Genomic DNA, 22,532 nt, shown 5'->3' with positions numbered 1-22,532 from the left:
TCAGATGGCAGCGGAAACCGAAGGGGTCCGCTTCTTTTGGCCCGCTTCGGCCAATGTGCGAATGGACGCGCCAATGGTCATAAACTGCTCGCCCAACGGGCTGGCCTTCCGCCAGATCATCCCAATTGTGCGACGTGGCCTCTGGCCCTGAAAACGCGCAACGCAGACCTCGGCTGAGCGGGTTTCATAATCCAACGCCATTTCCGGGATCAGTGTTGCACCAATCCCGGCACCCACCATCTGCACGAGCGTGGATAGCGAACTGCCCTCCATGATGTGCTTCGGCCTCGCCCCCGACATCTCGCAAAAAGACAGTGCCTGATCGCGAAAGCAATGCCCTTCTTCGAGCAACAACAGGCGCATCGCCTCAAGGCTCGCGGCGCTGGGGACTGGGGCATCGGCCTCCGATTGCGGGCGTACGAGGTAGAACTCTTCGTCAAACAGTGCGAATTCCCGCAAGGCCGGGTCCGAGATGGGAAGCGCAAGGATCGCGATATCCAACTGTGACGAGAGCAACCCATCGACCAGTGATTGCGTGACAGACTCGCGCGGTTCGATTTCGACATCGGGAAAACGTTCCCCCAGTGTCTGGATCACACGTGGCAGCAGATAGGGTGCGACCGTCGGGATAATGCCTAAGCGTAACCTGCCTGTCAGCCCATCCTTGGACGAGCGAACCAACTGTTCTAGGTCATCGACGCGGACCAGAATATCCTGAATCCGCTCCAAAAAATCTTCACCCAAGGTTGTCAGATGCATCTGCCGCGCGGTGCGCTCCACGAGTGGTGCACCCAGCATTTCTTCAAGTTCCTTGATCTGTAACGACAGGGCGGGTTGCGAGATTGCGCAGGCCTCTGCGGCTCGCCCGAAATGCCGGTGGGCGGCCAGGGCCGAGAAATAACGCATATGTCTGAGCGTGACGCCAATCATAAGTGCAGCTTATCACGGACTTTAGAAGAATAAATTGGAATAAATCGCGATTCTCGCTTAACCCGGCGTCATCACCCACGAAAACCTACTCGCAGGAGATCCGACATGGACGGAAGCAACACCCCCCCAGGCACCGGTTGCCCAGTCATGCATGGTGGCAATACCGGCATGGATAACGCGGTTACCAAATGGTGGCCAGATGCGCTGAACCTCGACATCTTGCATCAGCATGATCTGCGCACGAACCCCATGGACCCGGATTACGATCATCGCGAGGCGGTCAAAGGGTTGGACTATGAGGGCGTCAAAAACGACCTGACCGCGCTGATGGAAGACAGTCAGGATTGGTGGCCGGCCGATTGGGGCCATTATGGCGGCCTGATGATCCGGCTGGCGTGGCACTCTGCCGGGTCGTATCGGATGGGCGACGGGCGCGGCGGCGCCGGGTCCGGTAATATCCGTTTCGCGCCCTTGAATTCCTGGCCTGATAACGCCAGCCTCGACAAGGCGCGCCGCCTGCTGTGGCCGGTCAAGAAGAAGTACGGCAATGCGCTGTCATGGGCGGACCTGATCATCCTTGCGGGCAATGTGGCTTACGAATCCATGGGGCTGAAGACCTTTGGCTTCGGCTTTGGTCGTGAAGACATCTGGGGCCCTGAAAAGGACGTCTACTGGGGGTCAGAGAGTGAATGGCTCGCCCCATCAGAGCTGCGTTACGGCGATCTGGAGACGCCGTCGACGATGGAGAACCCGCTGGCCGCCGTGCATATGGGTCTGATCTACGTGAACCCAGAAGGTGTGAACGGCAATCCCGATCCGGCGAAAACCGCTTTGCATGTGCGCGAGACGTTTGCGCGGATGGCGATGAATGACGAGGAAACGGCCGCGCTGACGTGCGGTGGCCACACCGTCGGCAAGGCCCATGGCGGCGGCGCGCATGATCAGATCGGCGCAGAGCCTGAAGGGTGCCCCGTCCACACACAAGGCTTTGGCTGGGCGAACCCAGGCCATGACGGCAAGGCGGCCAATGCATTCACCTCCGGCATCGAAGGCGCCTGGACCAAAGAACCGACGAAGTGGGACATGGGGTATTTCGATTACCTCTTCGGCTATGAATGGGAATTGACGAAATCGCCTGCCGGGGCGAACCAGTGGCAGCCGGTTGATATGCCGGAAGACGAAATGCCGGTCGACCCGACCGATCCGTCCAAGCGCGCCAAGCCGATGATGACAGATGCCGATATGGCAATGAAGGTTGACCCGGTCTACAACGAAATCTGCCAGCGCTTCCGTGCTGATCCCGAATACTTCGCTGATACGTTTGGCCGTGCCTGGTTCAAGCTTACCCATCGCGATATGGGGCCGCGTGCCAACTATTACGGGCCTGATGTGCCTGCCGAGGACTTGATCTGGCAAGACCCGATCCCAGCGAGCTCAACCAGCTACGATGTGGACGCGCTCAAGGCTAATATCGCCGATAGCGGGCTGAGCGCAGCTGAGATGATCGCCACCGCATGGGACAGCGCCCGGACCTATCGCGGCTCTGACAAGCGCGGCGGCGCCAATGGTGCACGCATTCGCCTTGCGCCCCAGAAAGACTGGGAAGGCAATGAGCCTGCACGGTTGGCAAAGGTACTGGGTATTCTGGAACCAATCGCGGCAGATGCCGGCGCTTCCGTGGCCGACGTCATCGTCCTCACGGGCAATGTAGGGCTGGAACAGGCGATCAAGGCCGCTGGCTTTGACGTGGCTGTCCCGTTCTCCCCCGGTCGTGGTGACGCCAGCGACGATCAGACCGACGCTGACAGCTTCTCAGTGCTGGAGCCCTTGGCCGACGGTTTCCGGAACTGGCAGAAAGCGGCATATGGCGTCTCGCCTGAGGCGATGATGTTGGACCGCGCGCAACTTCTTGGCTTGACGGCTTCGGAAATGACGGTTCTCGTTGGCGGGATGCGTGTGTTGGGGGCGAACCATGGTGGTTCAGCCTTGGGCGTTTTCACGGACCGCGTGGGTGCATTGACAACCGACTTTTTCGTCAACCTGACGGATATGGCGATGTCCTGGCATCCGGTGGATGGTGGCACATATGAACTGCGCGACCGCAAGACCGGCGAGGTAAAGTTCACCGCAACAAGTGCTGACCTCGTATTCGGATCCAACTCCATCCTGCGTGGGTATGCCGAGGTCTACGCACAGGACGACAACGCCGAGAAGTTCGTGCGCGACTTTGTGGCGGCCTGGACCAAGGTCATGATGAATGACCGGTTCGACGTCCTGGCCTGATGATTAACGCTGGCGCAGCATCAATGATGTTGCGCCAGCCAGATTCGACGTTTCCACGCGGAGCGTGTGAAGAGACATAGGCGCGCATTACCGCCGGTTCTCTAAGGCCTGAGCACATCTCATCTGATGCCTTGTCGAAGACACGGAAGGTGCTCGACAGTATCGTCCTGTCCTATCGATCCATATTGGAGCGAAACGCGTTCGGTGAGACGCCGACGAAAACCTTGAACGTGCGGCTGAAGAAAGCCGTGTCGCGGAACCCGCTGCGATGCGCGATTTCCGAGAGGGGTAATGGCGTGTATTCCAACAGCCGCTTTGCTTCCAGAATGCGCCGCTGCCGGACGAGGGCGTTTGGCGGCGCATCAAGCACCGCACGACAAATGCGGGTGAGATGAGAGGCGGATAGCCCCATGCGCGATGCGTAGTGTGCCACCGTCCAAGGCTGGCGATAGCTTTCCTCAAGCAGCGCGCAGAAAGCTTGGGCCTGAACAACTTGTCGCCCAAGTGGACCCGTTACCTTCGCCGCAATTGGCGATGCGAGACTGGACTGATCACCCGCAAGATAAAGCGTGATGAGATCGACAAGAGTTTCCATGATCTCAACGCGGTTGTTGCCCAGTCCGTGATAGGCATCGCGAAGCTGATCGAAAAGTACAACGATGTCGTCGAAATGCGGTGTATCGGGCCGAGAGAAAACGGCACTTGTCGGGGTTTCGAATGCGGCGAAGCAATCTCGCCGCAAATCACTTGCAGCATCGACGCGGATACTCAGGACATCGCCTACAACGTCCTCGGAAAACCGAAATCCATGTTGAATGCCTGGAGTGACCACTAACAATGTCGGATGGGTCGTGAAATGCGTAACCTCACCGACTGTGAGGTAAACCCCTGGCGACCGGAACAAAAAAATCTGCGCAAGCCGTCTGTGACTGTGAACGCCAATCGTCCAGTCATGTTTGATGCTCCGCTCTCGGATTTGCTCGAGGTGGATGGGATCTGGCGCACGCCCCGCAACGAGGTCGCCGTAGAGCTCATAACTCGGGATGCTTCGGTTCATGTGCCTGTGTTCTTCTTGGAGCGGATTATTAAGAGAATGATTGGATAGTACAATGATTTGCTCGAAATGTCTCTTTTTAAGCGACTGCCGAGAGATATCGTGGTCGACATCCTTGGGAGGATCAGAGACCCTGTGATGAGTATAAACCAGTGGCTGATGGGGCCGCTTGATTGGCCCCATGTGCTTGCTAAACGCGCGGATTGTATCCTCGTACACAGCAGCTGGTTTGAATGAGTGTCTTCGGTAACGTGTTGTTCAATGCAAAAGGACCGGCGTGATCACTTTGCCGATGCAATCTCCGTTTATGAAAACCCTCTCAAACAAGACCATTAACTAAATGTCATGAGGTTTGACCAAATGCGAAATCTGTCAGTCTTGGTGGCCGGATCAGCAATGAGCCTGTTCGCTGCATCAGCTAGCGCGCAAAGCATCAGTTGCGATACAGAATACACCGTGCAGGCGGGTGACTTTCTTTCGGGAATTGCGCAGCGCGCTTACGGCAATCTGAATAGCTTCTCTGTCATCTACGAGGCCAATCGCGATGTGATCGGGCCAAATCCTGGCATTATTCGTATTGGGCAGCGGTTCTACATCCCGTGTTTGGATGGGTCTGGCGCCACGCTAAGAACGACAAGTGCCTCTGTCGCTTCATCAACCTCTGACCCGGCAGATGACGCGGCTATTCGCGTTGTGACAGCGACAGGCTGGCGGCCGTTTCTCGACGAGGATGACGCGCAAGGTGGCTTGCTGACCGAGATCATTGAACTCGCGATGGTGAACTCGGACGATGACGTTGATTACGAAATTGACTTCATCAACGATATCGGCGCGCATCTTGACCCACTAATCACAAAACGGTCGTATGATGTGAGCATAGGCCAACTTCAACCCGACTGCGCAGATTCTTCGCAGCTCGGCACGGAATCAGAGTTCCTTTGCGACAACTTTGAATTCAGTGATCCGATGTATGAAGAGGTCTTTGGCTATTATTCTGCGGCGAGCGACCCTGAATATACCGATCATCAGCAATTAGCAGGCAAAGCGATTTGCCGCGCAGAGGACTATACACTGGTTCCTCTTGAGGCCGTCGGTTTGGCAGAGCCGAGTATCGACGTGGTGCGCGCACCAGATGCCGCAACCTGCATTGATTATGTGTTGTCGGGTGATGCTGACATGGCGCTGGTTGCGATTGAAATCGCTGATATCCGTATCAGAGCATTGGACGCGGCAGGCGATATTCAGCTGCACGAAAACTTGTCTTACATCGACTTCTTTCATGCCACCGTCGCGAAGGACAATCCACGCAGCGACGTCATTCTGGCTTCGATCAATAGTGGCCTCAAAAACATCAAAGAATCAGGTCTTTGGTTCCAGACCGTGCGACGTCATATGAGCGAGTTTCGCCAAAGTGGCGGGTAAATGTTGTCGGGTTCTCAACATCGTCGCCTGTGCCCCAAGCACAGCACATGGCGCACAAGGGACGACGGCGAGCAATCGCGCAAAGCACGAGTTAGAGGTTCAGTGATGCGACCAACAATTCTGGCACTTACGCTTTTGGCCACAACAGGTGTGGCGCAAAGCACCAACCAGATCACGTTGAAGTATGATGACGGCAGCGGTGTGTCCGGAGAGCTTGTCGAGTTCAGCAATGGTATCTTTCGCGTGCAGGCATCTGTCGGACTGATAGCAATCCCGGCACAGGACGTTTCTTGTATCGGGGTCGCATGCCCTGAGGGCACAGCGCTCGAGGTGCCGCCGGCGCCCGTTACACTGACTGCTTTGGACGGAACCTTCAACGTGTCGGGCAATGTTATCGACTTTGTGGATGACGAGTATGTCCTGGCAACCGATATCGGTGAGATACGGATCAGTGCCAGCCTGGCGACATGTGAAGGCGTGGGCTGTGTCGCCCCGCCGCAACCGGTCAGCAGAGACGTCTCACTGGTAAGTGGCACAACGACGATTGAGGGGGAATTGGTGCGCGTGGAAGACGGGGCTTACATTGTCGATGTCGATCAACTTGGCCAAATGCGTGTAGATGCAAGCACGTTTGAATGTCGCGGTGATGCATGTCCTTAAGGCTAGTCCCGCTTGATTGGAAGCTCTGCAGAGGTGGACTTTCCGCTTTTGCTGCCAATCAAGCTGCTCGAAGAAACGGAATGCAACATGATCAAACCTTTGAGGAATGAGAAGTGGACCTTAACTTTGCCAAATTATCGTCCCTTTCGGCGGCCAAAACTTTAGAGACGTCATGTGGTCGTGGCGTTCTATCAGCGGTGCCTGCGCGATGCGCATGACATAGAATGGAAAGACGGGAAAATCTTTGCAGCTTTGCTGCAGCAACTCCGAAACTAGATTGCGACGCAATCATGACGACAAATATCATGGAGAAAAAGATGAATATTTTGAAACGCTTGGCTGTCTGGGCAAATGCCAGTTTGGCGGCATTTGCTCTGTCTACCGCAGCTGATGCACAAGAATTCACGTTCTCGATCCACCACTTCCTGAGCCCGCAAGCGCCAGCGCAGCAAATGCTGATTGAACCCTGGGCCCAGTCTATCGAAGAGGCCTCGAACGGTCGCATCGCTTTTGAGATTTTTCCGGCGATGTCGCTCGGTGGGTCACCACCAGAGCTTTACAGCCAGGTGCGCGATGGTGTTGCCGATATCGTATGGACAGTGCCTGGCTATACGCCCGGCACATTCCCCCGCACCGAAGTCTTTGAACTTCCAGGCATTCATCTGAGCGATGCACGGGCGACAAACCTGGCTATTCAGGATTTGATGGAGATCCTGCGGCCTGATTATGTGGATATTCATCCGCTTCTCGTACATGTGCACGCCGGTAACGCACTTCACTTCGGCGACGGGACTGTCAACACGCTGGCCGATTTCCAGGGTCTGAAAATTCGCAGCCCCTCGCGCACGGGTGCTTGGATGGTTGAAGAACTGGGGGCCGAACCGGTTGGTATGCCTGTGCCCGCACTGCCCCAGGCCTTGTCACGCGGCACGGTCGATGCTGGGCTCGTTCCTTTTGAGGTCGCGATCCCACTTGGACTGGCCGATCTGACATCCGCATCGGTTGAGATGGCCGATGGCGCGCGATTTGGGACGGCGACATTCCTGTTTGCGATGAACCTTGATGCCTACAACTCTCTGCCCGAAGATCTGCAGCAGATCATCGATGATCACTCCGGTGCCGCAATCGCTGCCGAGATGGGTGAGGCCTGGAACAACATCGAACCCGTTGGCATTCAGCGCGCTTTGGATGCTGGAAACGAGGTGACGCAGATGACGCCTGAAGCAACGGCTGAGTTCAACGCACCATTCGATGCGACAGTTCAACGCTGGGTCGAAGAAGCCGCAATTGTTGGTATCGATGCCGAAGCCTTGCTTGGTAGCGCACGTACGATGATCGCAGAATACACCAGACAGCTACAGCAGTAAGGCTTTGGACTAAGCTGATCCGGTCTTAGAACCCAAACGCCAGTTCTCCATAACGAACGGGCTTTTCCAGACCGGATCAAAGGCAAAGCGAAGTTTATGAAAAGTCAGTTCCGGCGCGATACATCCTGCGCCGGCACTTATCCTGCGGGCCATGGAACGGTCGAAAGCCTGTTCCGCTGCCCTCACCCCTGAACAGACTGAGGCAATGAAAGTGGCCGCAAAGCAACTTCTGATCCGACTGATCCATGGATGGGCGCTCTTAGGTGGTGCGCTGCTTATCCTGATTGTTTTGATCACCGCAGTGAACGCCGCCGGTTTCACGGCCAATGCAATTGCGCGGATCTGGGGTGAAAACGTGTCTGGTTTGCCCGGCTATGAGGATGCGGTCCAGATGATCGTGGGCGTGGCCGCCATGATGATGTTTCCCTATGCACAGCTTTACCGTGCGCACGCCGCCGTCGACGTGGTGATGCAATATGCACCTTTATGGGCGAACCGGGTCGTTGCCATCTTGTCGGGCATCGCCCTTGCGACGCTGCTGGTCTGGATGGCGTGGATGCTCGCGCAAGGCACGCTGCAGGTGCGCGCCGACCGGATCGAAACAACTGTTCTGGGTTGGCCTGTCTGGATATTCATGCCGTTCGCCGTGATCTCCTGCCTTCTTTGGGCGGCGGCGGCGATCCTTGACGTTATCACACCTGTGGAGATCCCTGATGGAGCGTGAACTCATCGGCGTCTACGGGTTGGTGGCGCTGTTCTTTCTGATCATGTTGCGCATTCCCGTAGCACTCGCCATGCTGCTGACCGGCATTATCGGGACATGGGTGCTGAGCCTTGTGTCCCCCTTCATCCGGTTCGTCCCGTATCTGCAGCAGTTCAAAACTGCGCTGTGGAACTCGGTAGCCAACTACGATCTGTCAGTTGTGCCGCTTTTTGTTCTGATGGGCTTTCTGGCCGCTGAAACGGGCCTGAGCCGAGACCTGTTCCAAGGGCTCAGCGCGCTGACACGCAAGATCCGTGGTGGTGTCGCCATGGCAACAATCCTGGCCTGTGCAGGCTTCGGTGCGGTCAGCGGATCATCCATCGCAACGGCATCCACAATGAGCCGGGTCGCACTGCCGGAGTTACGACGGCTCAACTACAATGAAGGGCTGTCGACCGGTGTCCTTGCCGCTGGCGGTACGTTGGGCATCCTGATCCCGCCTTCAGTGGCGCTGGTGATCTATGCCATCGTCGTTGAGGCACCGATTATCGAGATGTTTCAGGCCGCGATCATCCCTGGCATCCTGGCGGTAATCTTCTTTCTGATCGTCGTTCGGTTCCGGCTCGCGCGAAACCCCGACCTTGCCCCCGATCCCGAACCGTTAAGTGAAGAGCAGACGCGTCGCGCCATCCGCCGGCTGATCCCCGTCGGCTTGATCTTCGGCTCAATCATCCTTGGGCTGGGCATGGGCCTGTTCACGCCCACACCCGCTGCAGGCGTCGGCGTGTTTCTCATCCTGATCTATGGGATCATCCTGCGGTTTGTTTCAGAAGACGGGCTGACCTTCGCGCGTTTGAAATCTGCGTTGCTCGCGACGGCAAAAACCGCCTCGATGATCTACTTCATCCTGTTTTCTGCCGACATCCTGAAAGGGTTCTTTGCCCGCACCGGATTGCCAGCGGCGCTCAGCGACTGGGCGGCGGCCTCGACCATGGACCCATACCTGATCCTGTTGGCGATGCTGATCATCCTCATCATCCTCGGCTGTTTCATGGAAAGCCTGTCAATGATCCTGGTTGTCGTGCCTTTCTTCTGGCCCGTGCTGATCCAGCTGAACGGCGGCGAATGGGTCAGCGCCGAGGATGCCGCCTTTGGCCTGACAACCGATGAGTTGCGCATATGGTTCGGTATCCTCGCGCTAATCGTCGTGGAACTTGGGCTGATTACACCACCCGTCGGCCTGAACGTCTTCGTGATCAAATCCTTCTCACCAAAGACCGGGCTCGGCGTGATCTTCCGCGGTGTCGCACCCTTCTTTGCGATTGAACTCGTGCGGGTCGGGGTGCTGTTGGCGCTACCGATCCTCTCGCTCTACTTGCCGAGCATTCTTTAGGAGCTGGGTCACGTGACGCATACACATAAAACACAAGTCTGCATCATCGGTTCGGGGCCAAGTGGGCTGTTGCTCGCGCAATTGCTGGCGCAGGCCAGGATCGACACGATCATCCTCGACCGCCGGGATCGCGTCTACATCGAAGGGCGCATTCGCGCGGGCGTCCTGGAACAAGGGTCGGTGAAGGCGCTGGAAGAAGCAGGCGTCGCTGATCGGTTGCATGCCGAGGGGCTGGTCCATGACGGCTTTGATCTCGCCTTTGACGGCAACCGTCACCGGATCGACCTAAGTGGCCTGACCGGCACATCGGTGATCGTTTATGGCCAGACCGAAGTGACCAAAGACCTGTTTGATGCACGCGTTGCACAAGAGCAGGTCTTCTTTTTCAACGTCGAAGATGTCGTTCCGACCGATCTGAAATCGGACACGCCAAGCGTCCGCTTTCGCCAGAACGGGGAGGAGCATGTCATATCCTGTGACTATGTCGCGGGCTGCGACGGTTTTCGCGGCGTGTCACGCGCAGCGATCCCTTCCGACGTGCTCAAGACGTTTGAGCGCGTCTACCCCTTCGGCTGGCTCGGTGTGCTAGTCGAAAAGCCACCGGTCGCCGACGAGTTAATCTACGCCAACAACAGCCGCGGTTTCGCGCTGGCCTCCATGCGGTCCGAGACCCGCAGCCGTCACTACATTCAATGCGATCTCGATGACGATGTGTCTGATTGGCCGGATGACCGGTTTTGGGAAGAGTTCGCCACACGTCTGGGCCCTGACACCGCCGCCCATCTGCAAACCGGCCCGTCGTTTGAAAAGTCCATCGCGCCCCTACGCTCTTTCGTTGCCGAACCAATGCGATACGGCAACCTCTTCCTTGCCGGGGACGCCGCACATATCGTCCCGCCAACCGGCGCGAAGGGTCTGAACCTTGCCGTCGCAGACATACGCATGCTCTCGCGCGCGCTGATTGCGCATTACACCTCAGGCAACGATGACTATCTCGACACCTATTCGGAAACCGTGCTGAAGCGGGTCTGGAAGGTGGAGCGTTTTTCCTGGCAACTTTCCACCCTGATGCACCAGTTCCCGGAAAACTCGCCATTTGAGAAACGGATGCAGCGCGCGGAATTTGACTATATCGCCTCGTCCGAGGCAGCCTCAAAGGCGATTGCCGAGAATTACGTCGGCCTGCCGCTGGAGTAGCGCAAGATGGACGCAGCCACGATCAATGGCACCACAATCGCGTATCGGCACCGTCCCGGTCTGGGGCGGACAGTCGTGTTTGCGAATTCACTGGGTAGCGATCAAAGCATCTGGGACAAGGTGATTGCCACCTTGCCGCGGGGATATGGTGTTCTGACATACGACTTGCGCGGCCATGGGCAAAGCAGCGGTACTGCGGACAGTATTGAAGGATTGGCGGAAGATGTTAGTCAGTTGATCGACCTGCTTGGTCTCAAAGACGTGCTGTTTTGCGGCGTGTCGATTGGCGGGATGATCGGACAGGTTCTTGTTGCGCGCCGCCCTGACGTGGTGCGCGGGGCGGTGCTGTGCAACACGGCGTCGCAGATCGGAACCGCCGAACGTTGGAATGCCCGCATCGACGCCATAGAACGTGATGGGACGGCGACTGTTGCGGGCGATATCGTTGGCAACTGGTTTGGTCCGGATTATGCGGCGCAAGGCGACCGGATGGCATTGCATCAAACGATGATCACACGCACCGATCAGGCTGGCTATATTGCAGCCTGCCGCGCGATCCGCGATGCGGATCTTCGGGAAGCTGCGGCCAGCATATCGGTGCCCGTCCTTTGCGTTGGCGGGACCCATGATCAATCTGTCCCGGTGGATGCGGTCGAAGGGCTTTCGCAGTCGATCCCCGGCGCTGCACTGCATATCATGGACGGCATCGGTCACTTGCCGTGTCTCGAAGCACCAGAGGCATTGGCGGAGGTAATCGCCGCGTTTGATCCACGCGAAGAAGATATGGACAAGGCTGGCACAGCGATCCGACGCGCCGTTCTGGGCGGCGCGCATGTCGACAAGGCCGCGGCCAATACAACCACGCTCGACGCCGCATTTCAGACGCTGATTACAACTGGCGCATGGGGCCAGGTCTGGTCCAGCCCCGCCATCGCAGCCCGCGAGCGGTCGATGCTGACCCTCGCACTTCTCGCCGCCACGGGGAATTTCGAAGAGATCCCCATGCATATCCGCGCAACCAGACGCACCGGTGCGACCGAAGCCGACATTGCCGAGGCGTTCCAGCACGTCGCGATCTATGCAGGTGTGCCGCGCGCCAACCACGCGCTGAAACTCGCCAAGCAGACCCTTGCGGAGATGTGCGCTGATGACTGACACCCCCTTCAAACCCCGCGATCTCAGCTGGCATCCGCCTGCGCTCTCAGAACGCTACCGCTCCACGCATTTGCGCGCGCCGCGTCAGCCGCTACTCCACATGCCGCAGACCGAGACAGAACTGACCGGGCCAACCTTTGGTCAAAACGATCTTGGTCCGCTGGATGATGACCTCATCACCAACTACGCAGCACCTGGCGAAACAGCGCAAGGGCCGCGCATTATCATCCATGGCACATTGCGCGATGAAGATGGCCGCCCCGTGCCCGGCAAGCTGATCGAGGTGTGGCAGGCCAATGCAGGCGGGCGCTACCGCCATGTGAATGATGGCTATCTGGCGCCACTGGACGCTAATTTTGGTGGCTGCGGGCGCTGCATGACCGACGATGAGGGTCATTATAGCTTTCGAACGATTCTGCCCGGGCCATATCCGTGGCCAAATGGCGGGAATGACTGGCGCCCGGCGCATATCCACTTCTCTGTCTTTGGTGACGGGTTTGCCCAAAGGCTGATTACGCAGATGTATTTTGAAGGTGATCCGCATATCGCGCTATGCCCCATCGTCCAATCGATCCCGTCTGATGACGCCATTGATCGCCTTGTTGCGAGGCTGGATATGGAGCGGACCATACCGATGGACATCCGCGCCTATCGTTTCGATATTGTCTTGCGCGGGCGCGATGCGACGATCTTTGAAAACCAGATGGAGGGGACGTGATGGCGTTAAAGGAAAGCCCGTCCCAGACAGCCGGGCCTTACGTGCATATCGGCTGCGCACCGAAAGCAGCCGGATTAGAGCCGCGCGGGATGGGCGAACCGCTGGGCGAAAACATGGTTCCCGTGGGCGGCGAGAGAGTGACGCTCGATATCAAGGTGTTTGACGGTGAAGGTGCACCTGTCAAAGACGCACTTATCGAAATCTGGCAGGCCGGTCCGGACGGGCGCTATGCGCCTTCTAGCAGGTTCCAAAACTGGGGCCGCCAGCCATCAGACCTGTCCACTGGCGTTGCACAATTCAAGACCTTAAAGCCCGGTGCCAGCGGCGATCAGGCGCCCCATATCCTCGTCTGGATCGTGGCACGCGGCATCAATCTGGGCCTGACGACCCGCATCTATTTCCCCGACGAAGATAATAGCACCGATCCGGTCTTTGCCTTGGCAGGTGAACGCGCCGAAACTCTGCTGGCGATCCAGACGGATACGGGCTACGCCCACACCATTCGCCTTCAAGGCGAAAACGAGACGGTGTTCTTCGATGTCTGATGTCGCGGGTAAGCCTTGTATCCTCTGCTGCGCCATCACCGGCTCCGTGCCGAAAAAGGCCGACAACCCTGCTGTCCCCATCAGTGTCAGCGAACAGATCGAAAGCAGCCACGCGGCGTTTGAGGCCGGGGCGAGCATCATTCACGCCCATGTCAGGAATGCGGACGAAAGCCCATCCAGCGATCCCGATAAGTTCGCGGCACTCAAGGAGGGCCTTGAGAAACACTGCCCCGATGTGATCGTCCAATTCTCGACCGGCGGGCGCTCTGGCGCGGGACAGGAACGTGGTGGCATGCTGCCGCTGCGGCCCGACATGGCCTCGCTCTCGGTCGGGTCGAACAATTTCCCCACGCGCGTCTACGAAAACCCACCTGATCTGGTGGCGTGGTTGGCGGGGGAGATGCAGCGATTTGACATCATGCCCGAGATCGAAGCCTTTGACCTTAGCCATATCCTGCAAGCGCAAGCGATGCATGGCAGCGGCGCTCTTTTTGGGAAGCTCTATGTGCAGTTCGTGATGGGCGTGAAGAACGCGATGCCTGCTGATAAAGAAGTCTTTGACTTCTATGTTCAAGTGATGCAATCGCGCGCGCCACAGGCTGAATGGTGCGCTGCAGGGATTGGCGCGGCCCAGATTGTTGTGAACGAATGGGCGATTGCCGCAGGCGGACATACGCGTGCGGGACTTGAGGATAATGTGCGGCTCGACAAGTCAACGCTCGCGCCATCGAACGCCGCACTCATCGCGCGGGCGGCAGCGTTGTGCGCCAAGTATGACCGCCCCGTTGCCACCCCAAGCCAAGCCCGCGACATTCTGGGCCTGCGCCCCGCATGATCGACATCGCAACCCATCCTTGGATGAGCGGTCTGCTCGGCGATGAAGAGATGGCTGCGACTTTCGCGCCCGCGGCAGAGTTGCAACGTCTGTTAGGGATCGAAGCGGCATGGACCCGTGCCTTGGGCGAAATCGAGGGTAACGCCGATGCTGAACACATCGCCCTATCCATCGAAGCCGCGCCGATTGATCCCAGTGACCTGAAAGCAGGTATGGCAAAAGATGGCGTGCCGATCCCGGCCCTGGTGCGCCTTTTGCGAGAGCATGTAGGGCCGGATCTGGCCAGCCATGTTCATACAGGTCTGACATCACAAGATGTGGTGGATACCAGTCTTGTTTTGGCGTTGCGGCAGGTTCTGTCGCTTCTTGGTACAAGACTGGACCTGCTTGATCAGCGCCTCACAGATCAGCAAAACACGTTCGGCTACCGCTCCATGACTGCCTATACGCGGATGCAGCCCGCGATGGAGACATCGGTCCACGTGGTCATCAACCGGTGGCGGCAACCGCTTTCGGCTCTGATCTCGGACATCAATGACGCGCAGAACAAGATTGGCATCGTGCAATGGGGTGGTCCGATTGGTGTGCGTGACCATGCCGAAGCCGACGCACTGGGTGTCGCCTTCGCCCGGCATCTCGGGCTAAGGGATCCGGAGAAGGCCTGGCATACCGACCGAACGGTTCTTCTTGAGGTCGCGCAGCTTCTGTCACGCGTTTCGATTGCAACCGGCAAGATCGGGGAAGACGTGGCCCTGATCGCTGTCGCCGGAACAGGTGATATTGCGTTCAAGGGCGGCGGCTCCTCGGCGATGCCGCACAAGAACAACCCTGTCAAAGCCGAAGCCCTGATCGCCTTGGCGGATTATGTCGCGACACTCTCTGCAACGATGCTTCGTTCAGCCCGCCACGAGGGTTTCCGTTCTGGCCGCGCGTGGCTCCTTGAATGGCTCACCTTGCCCCAAATGTGCGTTGCGGCTGGCGCAGGAACCCAACTGGCGGCGTGTCTGGTTAAAGAGGTAACTTGTATCGGCTCGACTGAGGAATCCGAACGAAAAGACCAGTAGACTATATTAGACCATCCATCGTCACGTCTTATGGAGCTAAGGCGACTTAGCTAATAAAGAGTTCTGCTCATTTTGTTGCTTTGATTAAGTCGTTGATTTCATGGTGCACCGGAGCGGAACAACCTAGAACCATCTGAGTGCGATCAGATCCTGGCGGAGTTGGAAGACTGGACCAGGATTCTTCGGGCTGAGCCGGACGTTATCCACAGGTTGGCGGCGTTTGCTGAAGTGGCGGAAAGTGCGTCGGCCGAGGAGTATGACACTCCGGGATTGGGCGTTTCCTTTGAGGAGCCAGCGCCATGACCCGCCTCGCATCCTCACATGAACCCAAAGTTAAGCCCGTGTTTGCGAAAGCGTCTTCTGGCAAAAGGCGCACGACGTTGTCACCACTTACCCTGCGCCTAACGCCGGAAGAACGGACGCGATTGGAAGAACTTGCCGCTGGCATGACGCTCAGTGCTTATGTGCGGGCCTGTGTATTTGCGGAAAATGCAAGTCGGCCAAAGTCGCCGGTCCAAGACAAGAAGACGGTTGCGGAGGCCTTAGCACTGCTCGGGCAGTCGCGGATTGCCAGCAACCTCAATCAGCTTGCCTATCACGCCAATATCGGCGCCCTCATGGTTGGTGAAGCAGAAAAGGCGCAGATCGCCGAGGCGAATGCCCATCTTGCCGCCATCCGCACGCTATTGTTGGAAGGTCTTGGGAAGAAACGGCGGGCGTCGTGATCCTCAAAGGCAATGAACGAGGCTATGGGGCGGAACTTGCGCGGCATCTGATGAACCCGCGCGACAATGACCACGTCACCCTGCATTCCCTGCGGGGGTTCCTTGCTGACGATTTGCTGGGCGCATTTGCCGAGGCCGAGGCGATCTCGAGCGTAACCAAGTGCCAGAAATATCTGTTTTCGCTGTCATTCAATCCGCCACCGAATGCAGACGTGTCGGTCACCCAATTTGAAGCCGCAGTCGGTCAGGCCGAGGAGCGACTTGGACTGACGGGTCAGCCCCGCGCCATCGTCTTTCACGAGAAGAATGGACGGCGGCATGCCCATGCCGTTTGGTCGCGGATCGATGGGCATGAATTGAAGGCAATCAACCTCCCGCACTACAAGCGCAAGCTGTTTGGCCTGTCGCGGGAAATGTATCTCTCTCATGACTGGGACATGCCCCAGGGCTTCAAAGATGCCAGCAAGCGTGACCCGTTGAATTATCAGCAACAGGAGGCCGGTCAGGCCAAACGTGCGCAGCGTGATCCCAAAGCACTCAAGGCGATGTTCCAAGGCTGCTGGGAAAGCTCAGACTCGCGGGCGGGATTTGAAGCTGCGCTGAAAGAACAAGGCTTTGTCCTGGCGCGTGGTGACCGACGCGGGTTTGTCGCTGTGGATGCCGAAGGCAAGGCCTGGTCGCTATCCCGCTGGTGTGGGGTGAAACCCAAGCAAATGCGCGCCCGGCTCGGCTCTGAGACAGCGCTGCTGTCGGTTGATGAGGTCGCGCATCAGACCCGTGACTTACCAAAGCAATCTGTAGAGCCGCAAAATGTTGCCTTTGAGGCGCGGCGGGCCAAGCTGGTCGCGGCGCAACGAGAAGAGCGTGCCGCTCTGTTGCAGCAGCAAGAACAGCAACGGGTTGCGGACTTCGCCACGCGCCGGGCAAGGCTGCCTAAAGGTCTGCGCGGTTTGCTCTCGCGTGCAACCGGGCAATATCAAAAGAACCTCGAAAAGATCGCAGAGGATGCAAAGGCCGCTGAGCTCCGCGATCGCGAGGCCCAGCAAGCGCTGGTGTCTAAGCACTTGGAAGAGCGACGCGCGCTCACCCGAGATGGTCAAAGGCAGGGACTTGCTTCGGCCTTCCACGCGCAAGTCAAACCCGATCCAAAGCAAACGCTTGTTCTGAACCACGATCAGCTGCCGCAGAGCAGCGCGCAATTGATTGCAAAGCCCGATTTGGTTCTTGGCCATATCTCCGAGAAAAAAGCCAGTTTCACCCGTGTCGATGTGTTGCGGGCGCTGGCGCAAAAGATCGACGACCCGATGGTACTGCAAAACGCGGCGCATCGCACGATGGCATCGCCGCAACTGGTAAGACTGTCAGAAGATGGCTGCACACCGCACTTTACCACCACAGACTATCAGGCAGCGGAAAAGACCTTGGATCGATCCGCACAGGCTTTGGCGACACAGCGCGGGCACAGCGTTGCCAATCATCACCTAACGTCAGCCGTCAGAGTGCAGAACGCAAAGATGAAGAGTGCCTTTGGCGGCCAATTGAGCCGTGAACAGCAGGCCGCCTTGCGTCACGTGCTCGGCGAAAAACAGTTGTCATCGGTGGTTGGTCTTGCAGGTGCAGGCAAGAGCACCATGCTGGCCACAGCCAATGACGCCTGGGCACGTCAAGGCATCACGGTGCATGGGGCGGCCCTCGCAGGCAAAGCCGCTGAAGAGTTACAAAGTGCTTCAGGCATTCAAAGCCGAACCCTCGCCTCACTAGAGCTGTCATGGAAAAACGGCCACGCGCCCATCAAACCGGGCGACGTGCTGGTGATCGATGAGGCAGGCATGATCGGCACACGCCAAATGGCGCGCATCACTGACAAGATGAACGAGATTGGTGCGAAACTGGTCCTTGTTGGCGATCCTGACCAGTTACAACCGATTGAGGCTGGGACCCCATTCCGGAGTATCGTCGATACCCACGGCACCGCGCGCCTGACTGAAATCCACCGTCAAAAGGCGGACTGGCAAAAACAGGCATCCCGCGACTTGGCCAAGGGTGACATATCAAACGCCGTCGACGCGTATCGTAAACGAGAGGCCGTCACCCAATCCGACACCCGTGCAGATGCCATCGAAGCACTTGTCGAAACCTACGCGATGGATGTTGCGGCACATGGAACTGCTAAGTCTCGCCTCGCATTCGCACATAAGCGCAAAGATGTGCACGCGCTGAACCAAGCGATCCGGGCCGCCTTACGCAGCGGGACTGACGCCCCGCCGCCGGAAACCCTATTCTCGACCGATACAGGACCTCGTGTTTTCGCAGAACATGACCGTCTCGTCTTCACCCGCAACGACAAGGATATCGGTGTCAAAAACGGCATGCTCGGTACAGTCACCAAGGCTCAAAACGGCGAAATCACTGTCGCACTTGATGGAGAGAACGAGCGCATTGTTTGCTTCAACCCGTCCGACTTCCGCAGCTTCGACCATGGCTTTGCCGTCACCATCCACAAATCACAAGGAACCACAGTCGACCAATCCTATGTCCTCGCCTCCCGTTCGATGGACCGCCATCTCGCCTATGTCGCCATGACCCGCCACCGCGACGACATGCGATTGTTTGTGAACACCAGAGACCGCCCCATCTGGGCGACACAACAACGACGCCATATCCAACCGACCCGCACGCGCAACCGCGATGGGCCATCTATGAGTTAAGTCTGTGATGGCCGTTTGGGGGCCATTCATAAAAATGCAGAGAAGGCTAACTTGAGCCCATGGCGGTCATCGTGATTTCTTGCTGCGCGCGCTCGCGGCACGAAAATTGATACAGTTGCTCGATTTCAGCCCTGAGCGGCAGCGTATGATCGGCTCTATCCAAGTTCGCGCGCAACTTGCACAATTCGTGGCAACAATTCTGAGCTAACACAACCTCTAACACTATGAACCGTTGACATGAATTCGCAGCTAATCGATGGTGAGGCGCATTTAGAGCCTCAATGTTGATGTCAATGAAAAAACAGTCCTTGATTAAGCATGTTTGGGTCCCAATCTTGAGTGACCACATTGGGACTTCGGTTGTTCTCATCTGCCTTGGTGTTTTGTTTGGATTGTTTGGTGTGTCTAGATTCCCAGCATTTGAAGGGTTCCTGCAGGCTGAGCTTTCTTGGCCAGCATATGCAACTCAGATTTTGTTCATGTCTTTCTTTTCATTTCATATCGTCTTTTCTAAATCAAAAGAGAACTATCTGAGTGTTAAAGAAGCAAGATTTCCGACCGTTATTTTTTTGTCTTTGACGACGCTGCTCTCAGTCACACTTGCTATTTATACTATCCAAGAAGACTGGCCCTGTGAGTTTAACTGGCCCGATTTCCGATCGTTTGTATTCCGAAGCGTATACTCTGGATGTGGAGCTGTTTTGGGACTAGTACTTCTGGGGTGGTTCCTCAAAACGTCATATCCTACGTTGCTTCAGCTTGGGCAAACAATGCATAGGATTGACGGATCCATTGCTGAATACAATAAAATTCATGAACCCTCTATTGAACAAATTCGAACTTATAGGGATGTATTAAACAGCGAGTTCTCAACGTTTTTTGTTCAACTGATGGACTTTCACAGCAAGTACCCAAATTTCGAAGTCCGCTTCTTTGATGAAATCAAGAAATTGGACCAGATACGAGGTTACACACAGCCTGATGTGTCCCCCACAACCTTTAGCAATTCAGTCGCGCAGATCAAATCTGATGCTGACGCACTCTTTGAGAGTATCCGAGAAAAGTTAGTTTAATGGTCGGTAATCCGAAACCTCCCAAAGTGCTAACCATAGTGGTTTTTGATGGAAAAACCCCCAGTACCTGGTCGCCATTTGAATGGCGTGGTGGCACAAAATCCCTTGCAGTGCTCGCGAATGAAGCTCTCGGTGGCTCCACTCTTACAAGCAAATCGGACAGTTCGAAAACATACTCGTGTCAGATCGAAGCCGTTCACAATTCAAGTATCGAAACATCTGAACTAAACAGTGTGGTTGGCTTCATTTTTGACTGCAAGAGAGATCAGGAATATCTGAAGGAAGTTGTGTTGACGGAGTTTAGACAGTTCTGTGCTAGAATGGCGGTGTGTCCTGGAGCAATTTACCGTCTTTTCGGTTTGCGTATCTACATGATTGCAGAGAATGAAGATGAAGAGATACAGCAGTTCACCGAGGTTGTGCGCGAAATTGCTTTTGCCAAACTGCACGTCGGGCCGGTTACAGAGCGCCTTATCGCAATGACTTCTGAAGAGATTGTGGATGAGGAAGACGTTTTGAAAAGGAAGATGTTCGAGCTTGCAAGACACTACAGGGATAGAGAAGGGTATTTCAGTCAAGGGGTCACATGAGCACCAAAGATATCAAATTTAACGGTGACGCCCAAAAGCGTATGCTTAGGGGTATCGACATTCTTGCTGAGGCGGTTGGCGTAACTCTGGGTCCAAAAGGCCGCAACGTATTACTGGAAAAGTCTTCTAGCGCACCACGGATCACGAAGGATGGTGCGGCGGTCGCTAGAGAAATCGAACTCTTGGACAAATTCGAAAACATGGGAGCTCAGATGGTACGCGAAGTCGCCGCGCGTACCAACGAAGAGGTAGGCGATGGTAGCACTACAGCTACCGTCCTTGCCTATGCGATCGTCAAGGAAGGTATTCGTCGTGTTGCCGCTGGCATGAACCCTATGGACTTAAGACGTGGTGCCGATATCGCCGCTAAGGCAATAGTAAAGTCTCTTCAAGGTCATGCTTGCCAAGCGGCAAACTTAGAACAGATTTCTCCTGTGCGTCTGATTGATTTTTGCGATGAGGCGGATGCTGCGTCGTTGTTAATGAGCATTCTACGCCAGAAAAATTTGCTCGAAGTAGTCCCAGCGGATGAAGCCGCAAAACTGAAGCGCTTTGAAGAGTTTTCTGTTGAAATCAGCGAATTTTTACTTGGCGGGCCAATAGAGCTGCCTCCTATGTTCTATGCAAAAGGTAAAGCAGCAGGATTGTCCACGAAACAATTATTCGGTTTGTCTGATTTTATTCTAGATGCGTCAGAGTCACTGACCGAAAAACAATTTGAGCAAGCCAATCAACCAGCCCTGTGTAGGTCAGTTTCTACACGAGATGAAATTCTTTTGGTCGCTACTTTGGCAGCGAATGGTGACGCCGACATCGGACGGATAGTCACTGACGCGATACAAAAGGTTGGCAAGGACGGTGTGATCAGCGTCGAAGTAAGTGGGGGCTTAGAGAGCGACACCAGCGTCGTCGAAGGAATGCAGTTTGATCGAGGATACTTATCGCCTTACTTCGTGACAAACGCCGACAAGATGATAGCAGAGCTTGAAGACTGCAAGGTGCTTTTGTACGAACAGAAGCTGTCGTCGTTGCGATCTATGGTGACCTTACTCGAATCGGTTATCGAGAAGCAGAAATCACTCTTAGTTGTCGCCGATGATGTAGAGGGCGAGGCGCTGAGTACTTTGGTTGTCAATAAGCTGCGCGGTGGCCTTAAGATTGCCGCGGTTAAAGCTCCCGGCTTTGGCGATCGTCGTAAAGCGATGCTTCAAGACTTAGCTATATTGACAGGCGGCGATGTCATTTCAGAAGAACTTGGTACTGACTTGGAAAATGTCACAATCGATATGTTAGGATCGGCCAAATCTATCTCCATCAGCAAAGAAGAAACCACAATCGTTGACGGAGCAGGCCACAGAGATCGAATAGACGAACGCGTATTACAGATCAGACGGCAGATTGAGAGCACAAAATCGGAGTACGATCGGGAGCAGCTGCAAAACCGTTTGGCAAAACTGTCAGGTGGTGTCGCAGTCATAGGCGTGGGTGGCATGACAGAGACAGAAGCGAGAGAACGTAAGGACCGCATCGATGATGCATTGAGCGCAACCCGCGCGGCCATGGAAGAGGGTGTAGTCGTCGGTGGTGGTGTTGCGATAGTACATGCTGCCAAGGTTCTGGATGGATTGACCGGCGCAAACCAAGACCAGCAAGCAGGCATAAACATGATCAAAAGGGCGATTGAAGCGCCCCTTCGCCAAATTGCCGAGAATGCTGGCTTAGACGGCGCCCTTGTAGCAGGGAAAGTTCGCGAAAGTGCTGACACCACGTACGGGGTCAACGTTTTGACAGAGGAATATGGTGATTTGTTCGCCTTAGGTATTATCGATCCGGTAAAAGTCGTCCGAACTTCGCTAGAAGACGCAGTCTCAATTGCGGGCATCTTGATTACGGCCGAAGCAACAATTGCGGATAAAGTCACCACAACGCACACAGCGCGAACGCGGTAACTCGGACTTCGTAATGCGGATATAGACGGGGCCATTTATTGCTGGCATCGCCATGGCTACTTTCACTAAACTGGCTGCAGCGTGGCAAATTATCCACTGCACCTGCGATCGAATGCTGCGCCAGCGAAGCGCAAGGACCCAATGTCGTAAATGGCCGCAAA

The 22,532-nt window shown here is 56.1% G+C and carries 19 protein-coding genes and 1 pseudogene; 18 read left to right on the top strand and 2 right to left on the bottom strand.

The window, feature by feature from the left end; translation table 11 throughout:
- Complete coding sequence (locus SLH47_RS16755) at nucleotides 1-930, bottom strand: hydrogen peroxide-inducible genes activator (protein WP_320240937.1); 930 nt, start codon at nucleotides 928-930, stop codon at nucleotides 1-3.
- 105 nt (nucleotides 931-1,035) lie between these two features.
- Between SLH47_RS16755 and katG the strand changes: the two genes are divergently transcribed.
- Nucleotides 1,036-3,213 carry a catalase/peroxidase HPI gene (katG, locus tag SLH47_RS16750; RefSeq protein ID WP_320240934.1) on the top strand — a complete coding sequence of 726 codons (2,178 nt, stop codon included), beginning with the start codon at nucleotides 1,036-1,038 and terminating at the stop codon, nucleotides 3,211-3,213.
- Between the two features lie 172 nt (nucleotides 3,214-3,385).
- Here katG and SLH47_RS16745 read toward each other — a convergent pair whose 3' ends face one another.
- Nucleotides 3,386-4,270 carry a helix-turn-helix domain-containing protein gene (locus tag SLH47_RS16745; protein ID WP_320240932.1) on the bottom strand — a complete coding sequence of 295 codons (885 nt, stop codon included), beginning with the start codon at nucleotides 4,268-4,270 and terminating at the stop codon, nucleotides 3,386-3,388.
- Between the two features lie 393 nt (nucleotides 4,271-4,663).
- Here SLH47_RS16745 and SLH47_RS16740 point away from each other — a divergent pair, with 393 nt between their 5' ends.
- The 17 genes and pseudogenes from SLH47_RS16740 to SLH47_RS16660 all read left to right on the top strand — a co-directional run bounded on the left by SLH47_RS16740 (nucleotide 4,664) and on the right by SLH47_RS16660 (nucleotide 22,371).
- Nucleotides 4,664-5,689 (top strand): LysM peptidoglycan-binding domain-containing protein, encoded by a 1,026-nt coding sequence (locus SLH47_RS16740; RefSeq protein ID WP_320240930.1) that lies wholly within the window; start codon nucleotides 4,664-4,666, stop codon nucleotides 5,687-5,689.
- Nucleotides 5,690-5,794: 105 nt separating this feature from the next.
- Nucleotides 5,795-6,349, top strand: coding sequence for a hypothetical protein (locus SLH47_RS16735; RefSeq protein ID WP_320240929.1), 555 nt, complete (start codon nucleotides 5,795-5,797; stop codon nucleotides 6,347-6,349).
- Between the two features lie 317 nt (nucleotides 6,350-6,666).
- Nucleotides 6,667-7,716 (top strand): TRAP transporter substrate-binding protein, encoded by a 1,050-nt coding sequence (locus tag SLH47_RS16730; protein WP_320240927.1) that lies wholly within the window; start codon nucleotides 6,667-6,669, stop codon nucleotides 7,714-7,716.
- 151 nt (nucleotides 7,717-7,867) lie between these two features.
- Nucleotides 7,868-8,440, top strand: a complete 573-nt coding sequence (locus SLH47_RS16725) for a TRAP transporter small permease (protein WP_320240925.1) — start codon at nucleotides 7,868-7,870, stop codon at nucleotides 8,438-8,440.
- Nucleotides 8,430-9,812 carry a TRAP transporter large permease gene (locus tag SLH47_RS16720; RefSeq protein WP_320240923.1) on the top strand — a complete coding sequence of 461 codons (1,383 nt, stop codon included), beginning with the start codon at nucleotides 8,430-8,432 and terminating at the stop codon, nucleotides 9,810-9,812. Before SLH47_RS16725 ends, SLH47_RS16720 begins: the two co-directional genes overlap by 11 nt.
- A 12-nt stretch (nucleotides 9,813-9,824) precedes the next feature.
- Nucleotides 9,825-11,009 (top strand): 4-hydroxybenzoate 3-monooxygenase, encoded by a 1,185-nt coding sequence (gene pobA / locus SLH47_RS16715; protein WP_320240921.1) that lies wholly within the window; start codon nucleotides 9,825-9,827, stop codon nucleotides 11,007-11,009.
- A gap of 6 nt (nucleotides 11,010-11,015) precedes the next feature.
- A pseudogene (gene pcaD / locus SLH47_RS16710) lies at nucleotides 11,016-11,762 on the top strand (3-oxoadipate enol-lactonase); the annotation flags it as partial.
- A 30-nt stretch (nucleotides 11,763-11,792) separates the two neighbouring features.
- Nucleotides 11,793-12,164 carry a 4-carboxymuconolactone decarboxylase gene (gene pcaC, locus SLH47_RS16705; protein WP_320240993.1) on the top strand — a complete coding sequence of 124 codons (372 nt, stop codon included), beginning with the start codon at nucleotides 11,793-11,795 and terminating at the stop codon, nucleotides 12,162-12,164.
- On the top strand, nucleotides 12,157-12,882 hold the full coding sequence (gene pcaH / locus SLH47_RS16700; RefSeq protein ID WP_320240919.1) for a protocatechuate 3,4-dioxygenase subunit beta: 726 nt from the start codon (nucleotides 12,157-12,159) through the stop codon (nucleotides 12,880-12,882). Before pcaC ends, pcaH begins: the two co-directional genes overlap by 8 nt.
- Nucleotides 12,882-13,427, top strand: a complete 546-nt coding sequence (gene pcaG / locus SLH47_RS16695) for a protocatechuate 3,4-dioxygenase subunit alpha (RefSeq protein WP_320240918.1) — start codon at nucleotides 12,882-12,884, stop codon at nucleotides 13,425-13,427. The genes pcaH and pcaG overlap by 1 nt, the downstream gene beginning before the upstream one ends.
- Complete coding sequence (locus SLH47_RS16690; RefSeq protein ID WP_320240917.1) at nucleotides 13,420-14,262, top strand: 3-keto-5-aminohexanoate cleavage protein; 843 nt, start codon at nucleotides 13,420-13,422, stop codon at nucleotides 14,260-14,262. Before pcaG ends, SLH47_RS16690 begins: the two co-directional genes overlap by 8 nt.
- A complete protein-coding gene (locus SLH47_RS16685) occupies nucleotides 14,259-15,326 on the top strand; it encodes a lyase family protein (RefSeq protein WP_320240916.1) in 1,068 nt (355 codons plus the stop codon). The genes SLH47_RS16690 and SLH47_RS16685 overlap by 4 nt, the downstream gene beginning before the upstream one ends.
- A gap of 380 nt (nucleotides 15,327-15,706) precedes the next feature.
- Nucleotides 15,707-16,051, top strand: a complete 345-nt coding sequence (locus tag SLH47_RS16680; RefSeq protein ID WP_320240913.1) for a plasmid mobilization protein — start codon at nucleotides 15,707-15,709, stop codon at nucleotides 16,049-16,051.
- Nucleotides 16,048-18,759 (top strand): AAA family ATPase, encoded by a 2,712-nt coding sequence (locus SLH47_RS16675; protein WP_320240911.1) that lies wholly within the window; start codon nucleotides 16,048-16,050, stop codon nucleotides 18,757-18,759. Before SLH47_RS16680 ends, SLH47_RS16675 begins: the two co-directional genes overlap by 4 nt.
- A 293-nt stretch (nucleotides 18,760-19,052) precedes the next feature.
- Nucleotides 19,053-19,832, top strand: a complete 780-nt coding sequence (locus SLH47_RS16670) for a hypothetical protein (RefSeq protein ID WP_320240909.1) — start codon at nucleotides 19,053-19,055, stop codon at nucleotides 19,830-19,832.
- Nucleotides 19,832-20,422 carry a hypothetical protein gene (locus SLH47_RS16665; protein WP_320240907.1) on the top strand — a complete coding sequence of 197 codons (591 nt, stop codon included), beginning with the start codon at nucleotides 19,832-19,834 and terminating at the stop codon, nucleotides 20,420-20,422. The genes SLH47_RS16670 and SLH47_RS16665 overlap by 1 nt, the downstream gene beginning before the upstream one ends.
- Complete coding sequence (locus tag SLH47_RS16660; RefSeq protein WP_320240905.1) at nucleotides 20,419-22,371, top strand: chaperonin GroEL; 1,953 nt, start codon at nucleotides 20,419-20,421, stop codon at nucleotides 22,369-22,371. The genes SLH47_RS16665 and SLH47_RS16660 overlap by 4 nt, the downstream gene beginning before the upstream one ends.
- The last annotated feature ends 161 nt before the right edge of the window (nucleotides 22,372-22,532 follow it).

Source organism: Cognatiyoonia sp. IB215182 (assembly GCF_033963905.1).
In the GTDB taxonomy this organism is placed as follows: Bacteria; Pseudomonadota; Alphaproteobacteria; order Rhodobacterales; family Rhodobacteraceae; genus Yoonia.
Note: the sequence above shows the minus strand (reverse complement) of the source record. Positions and strands in the feature narration are given on the sequence as shown.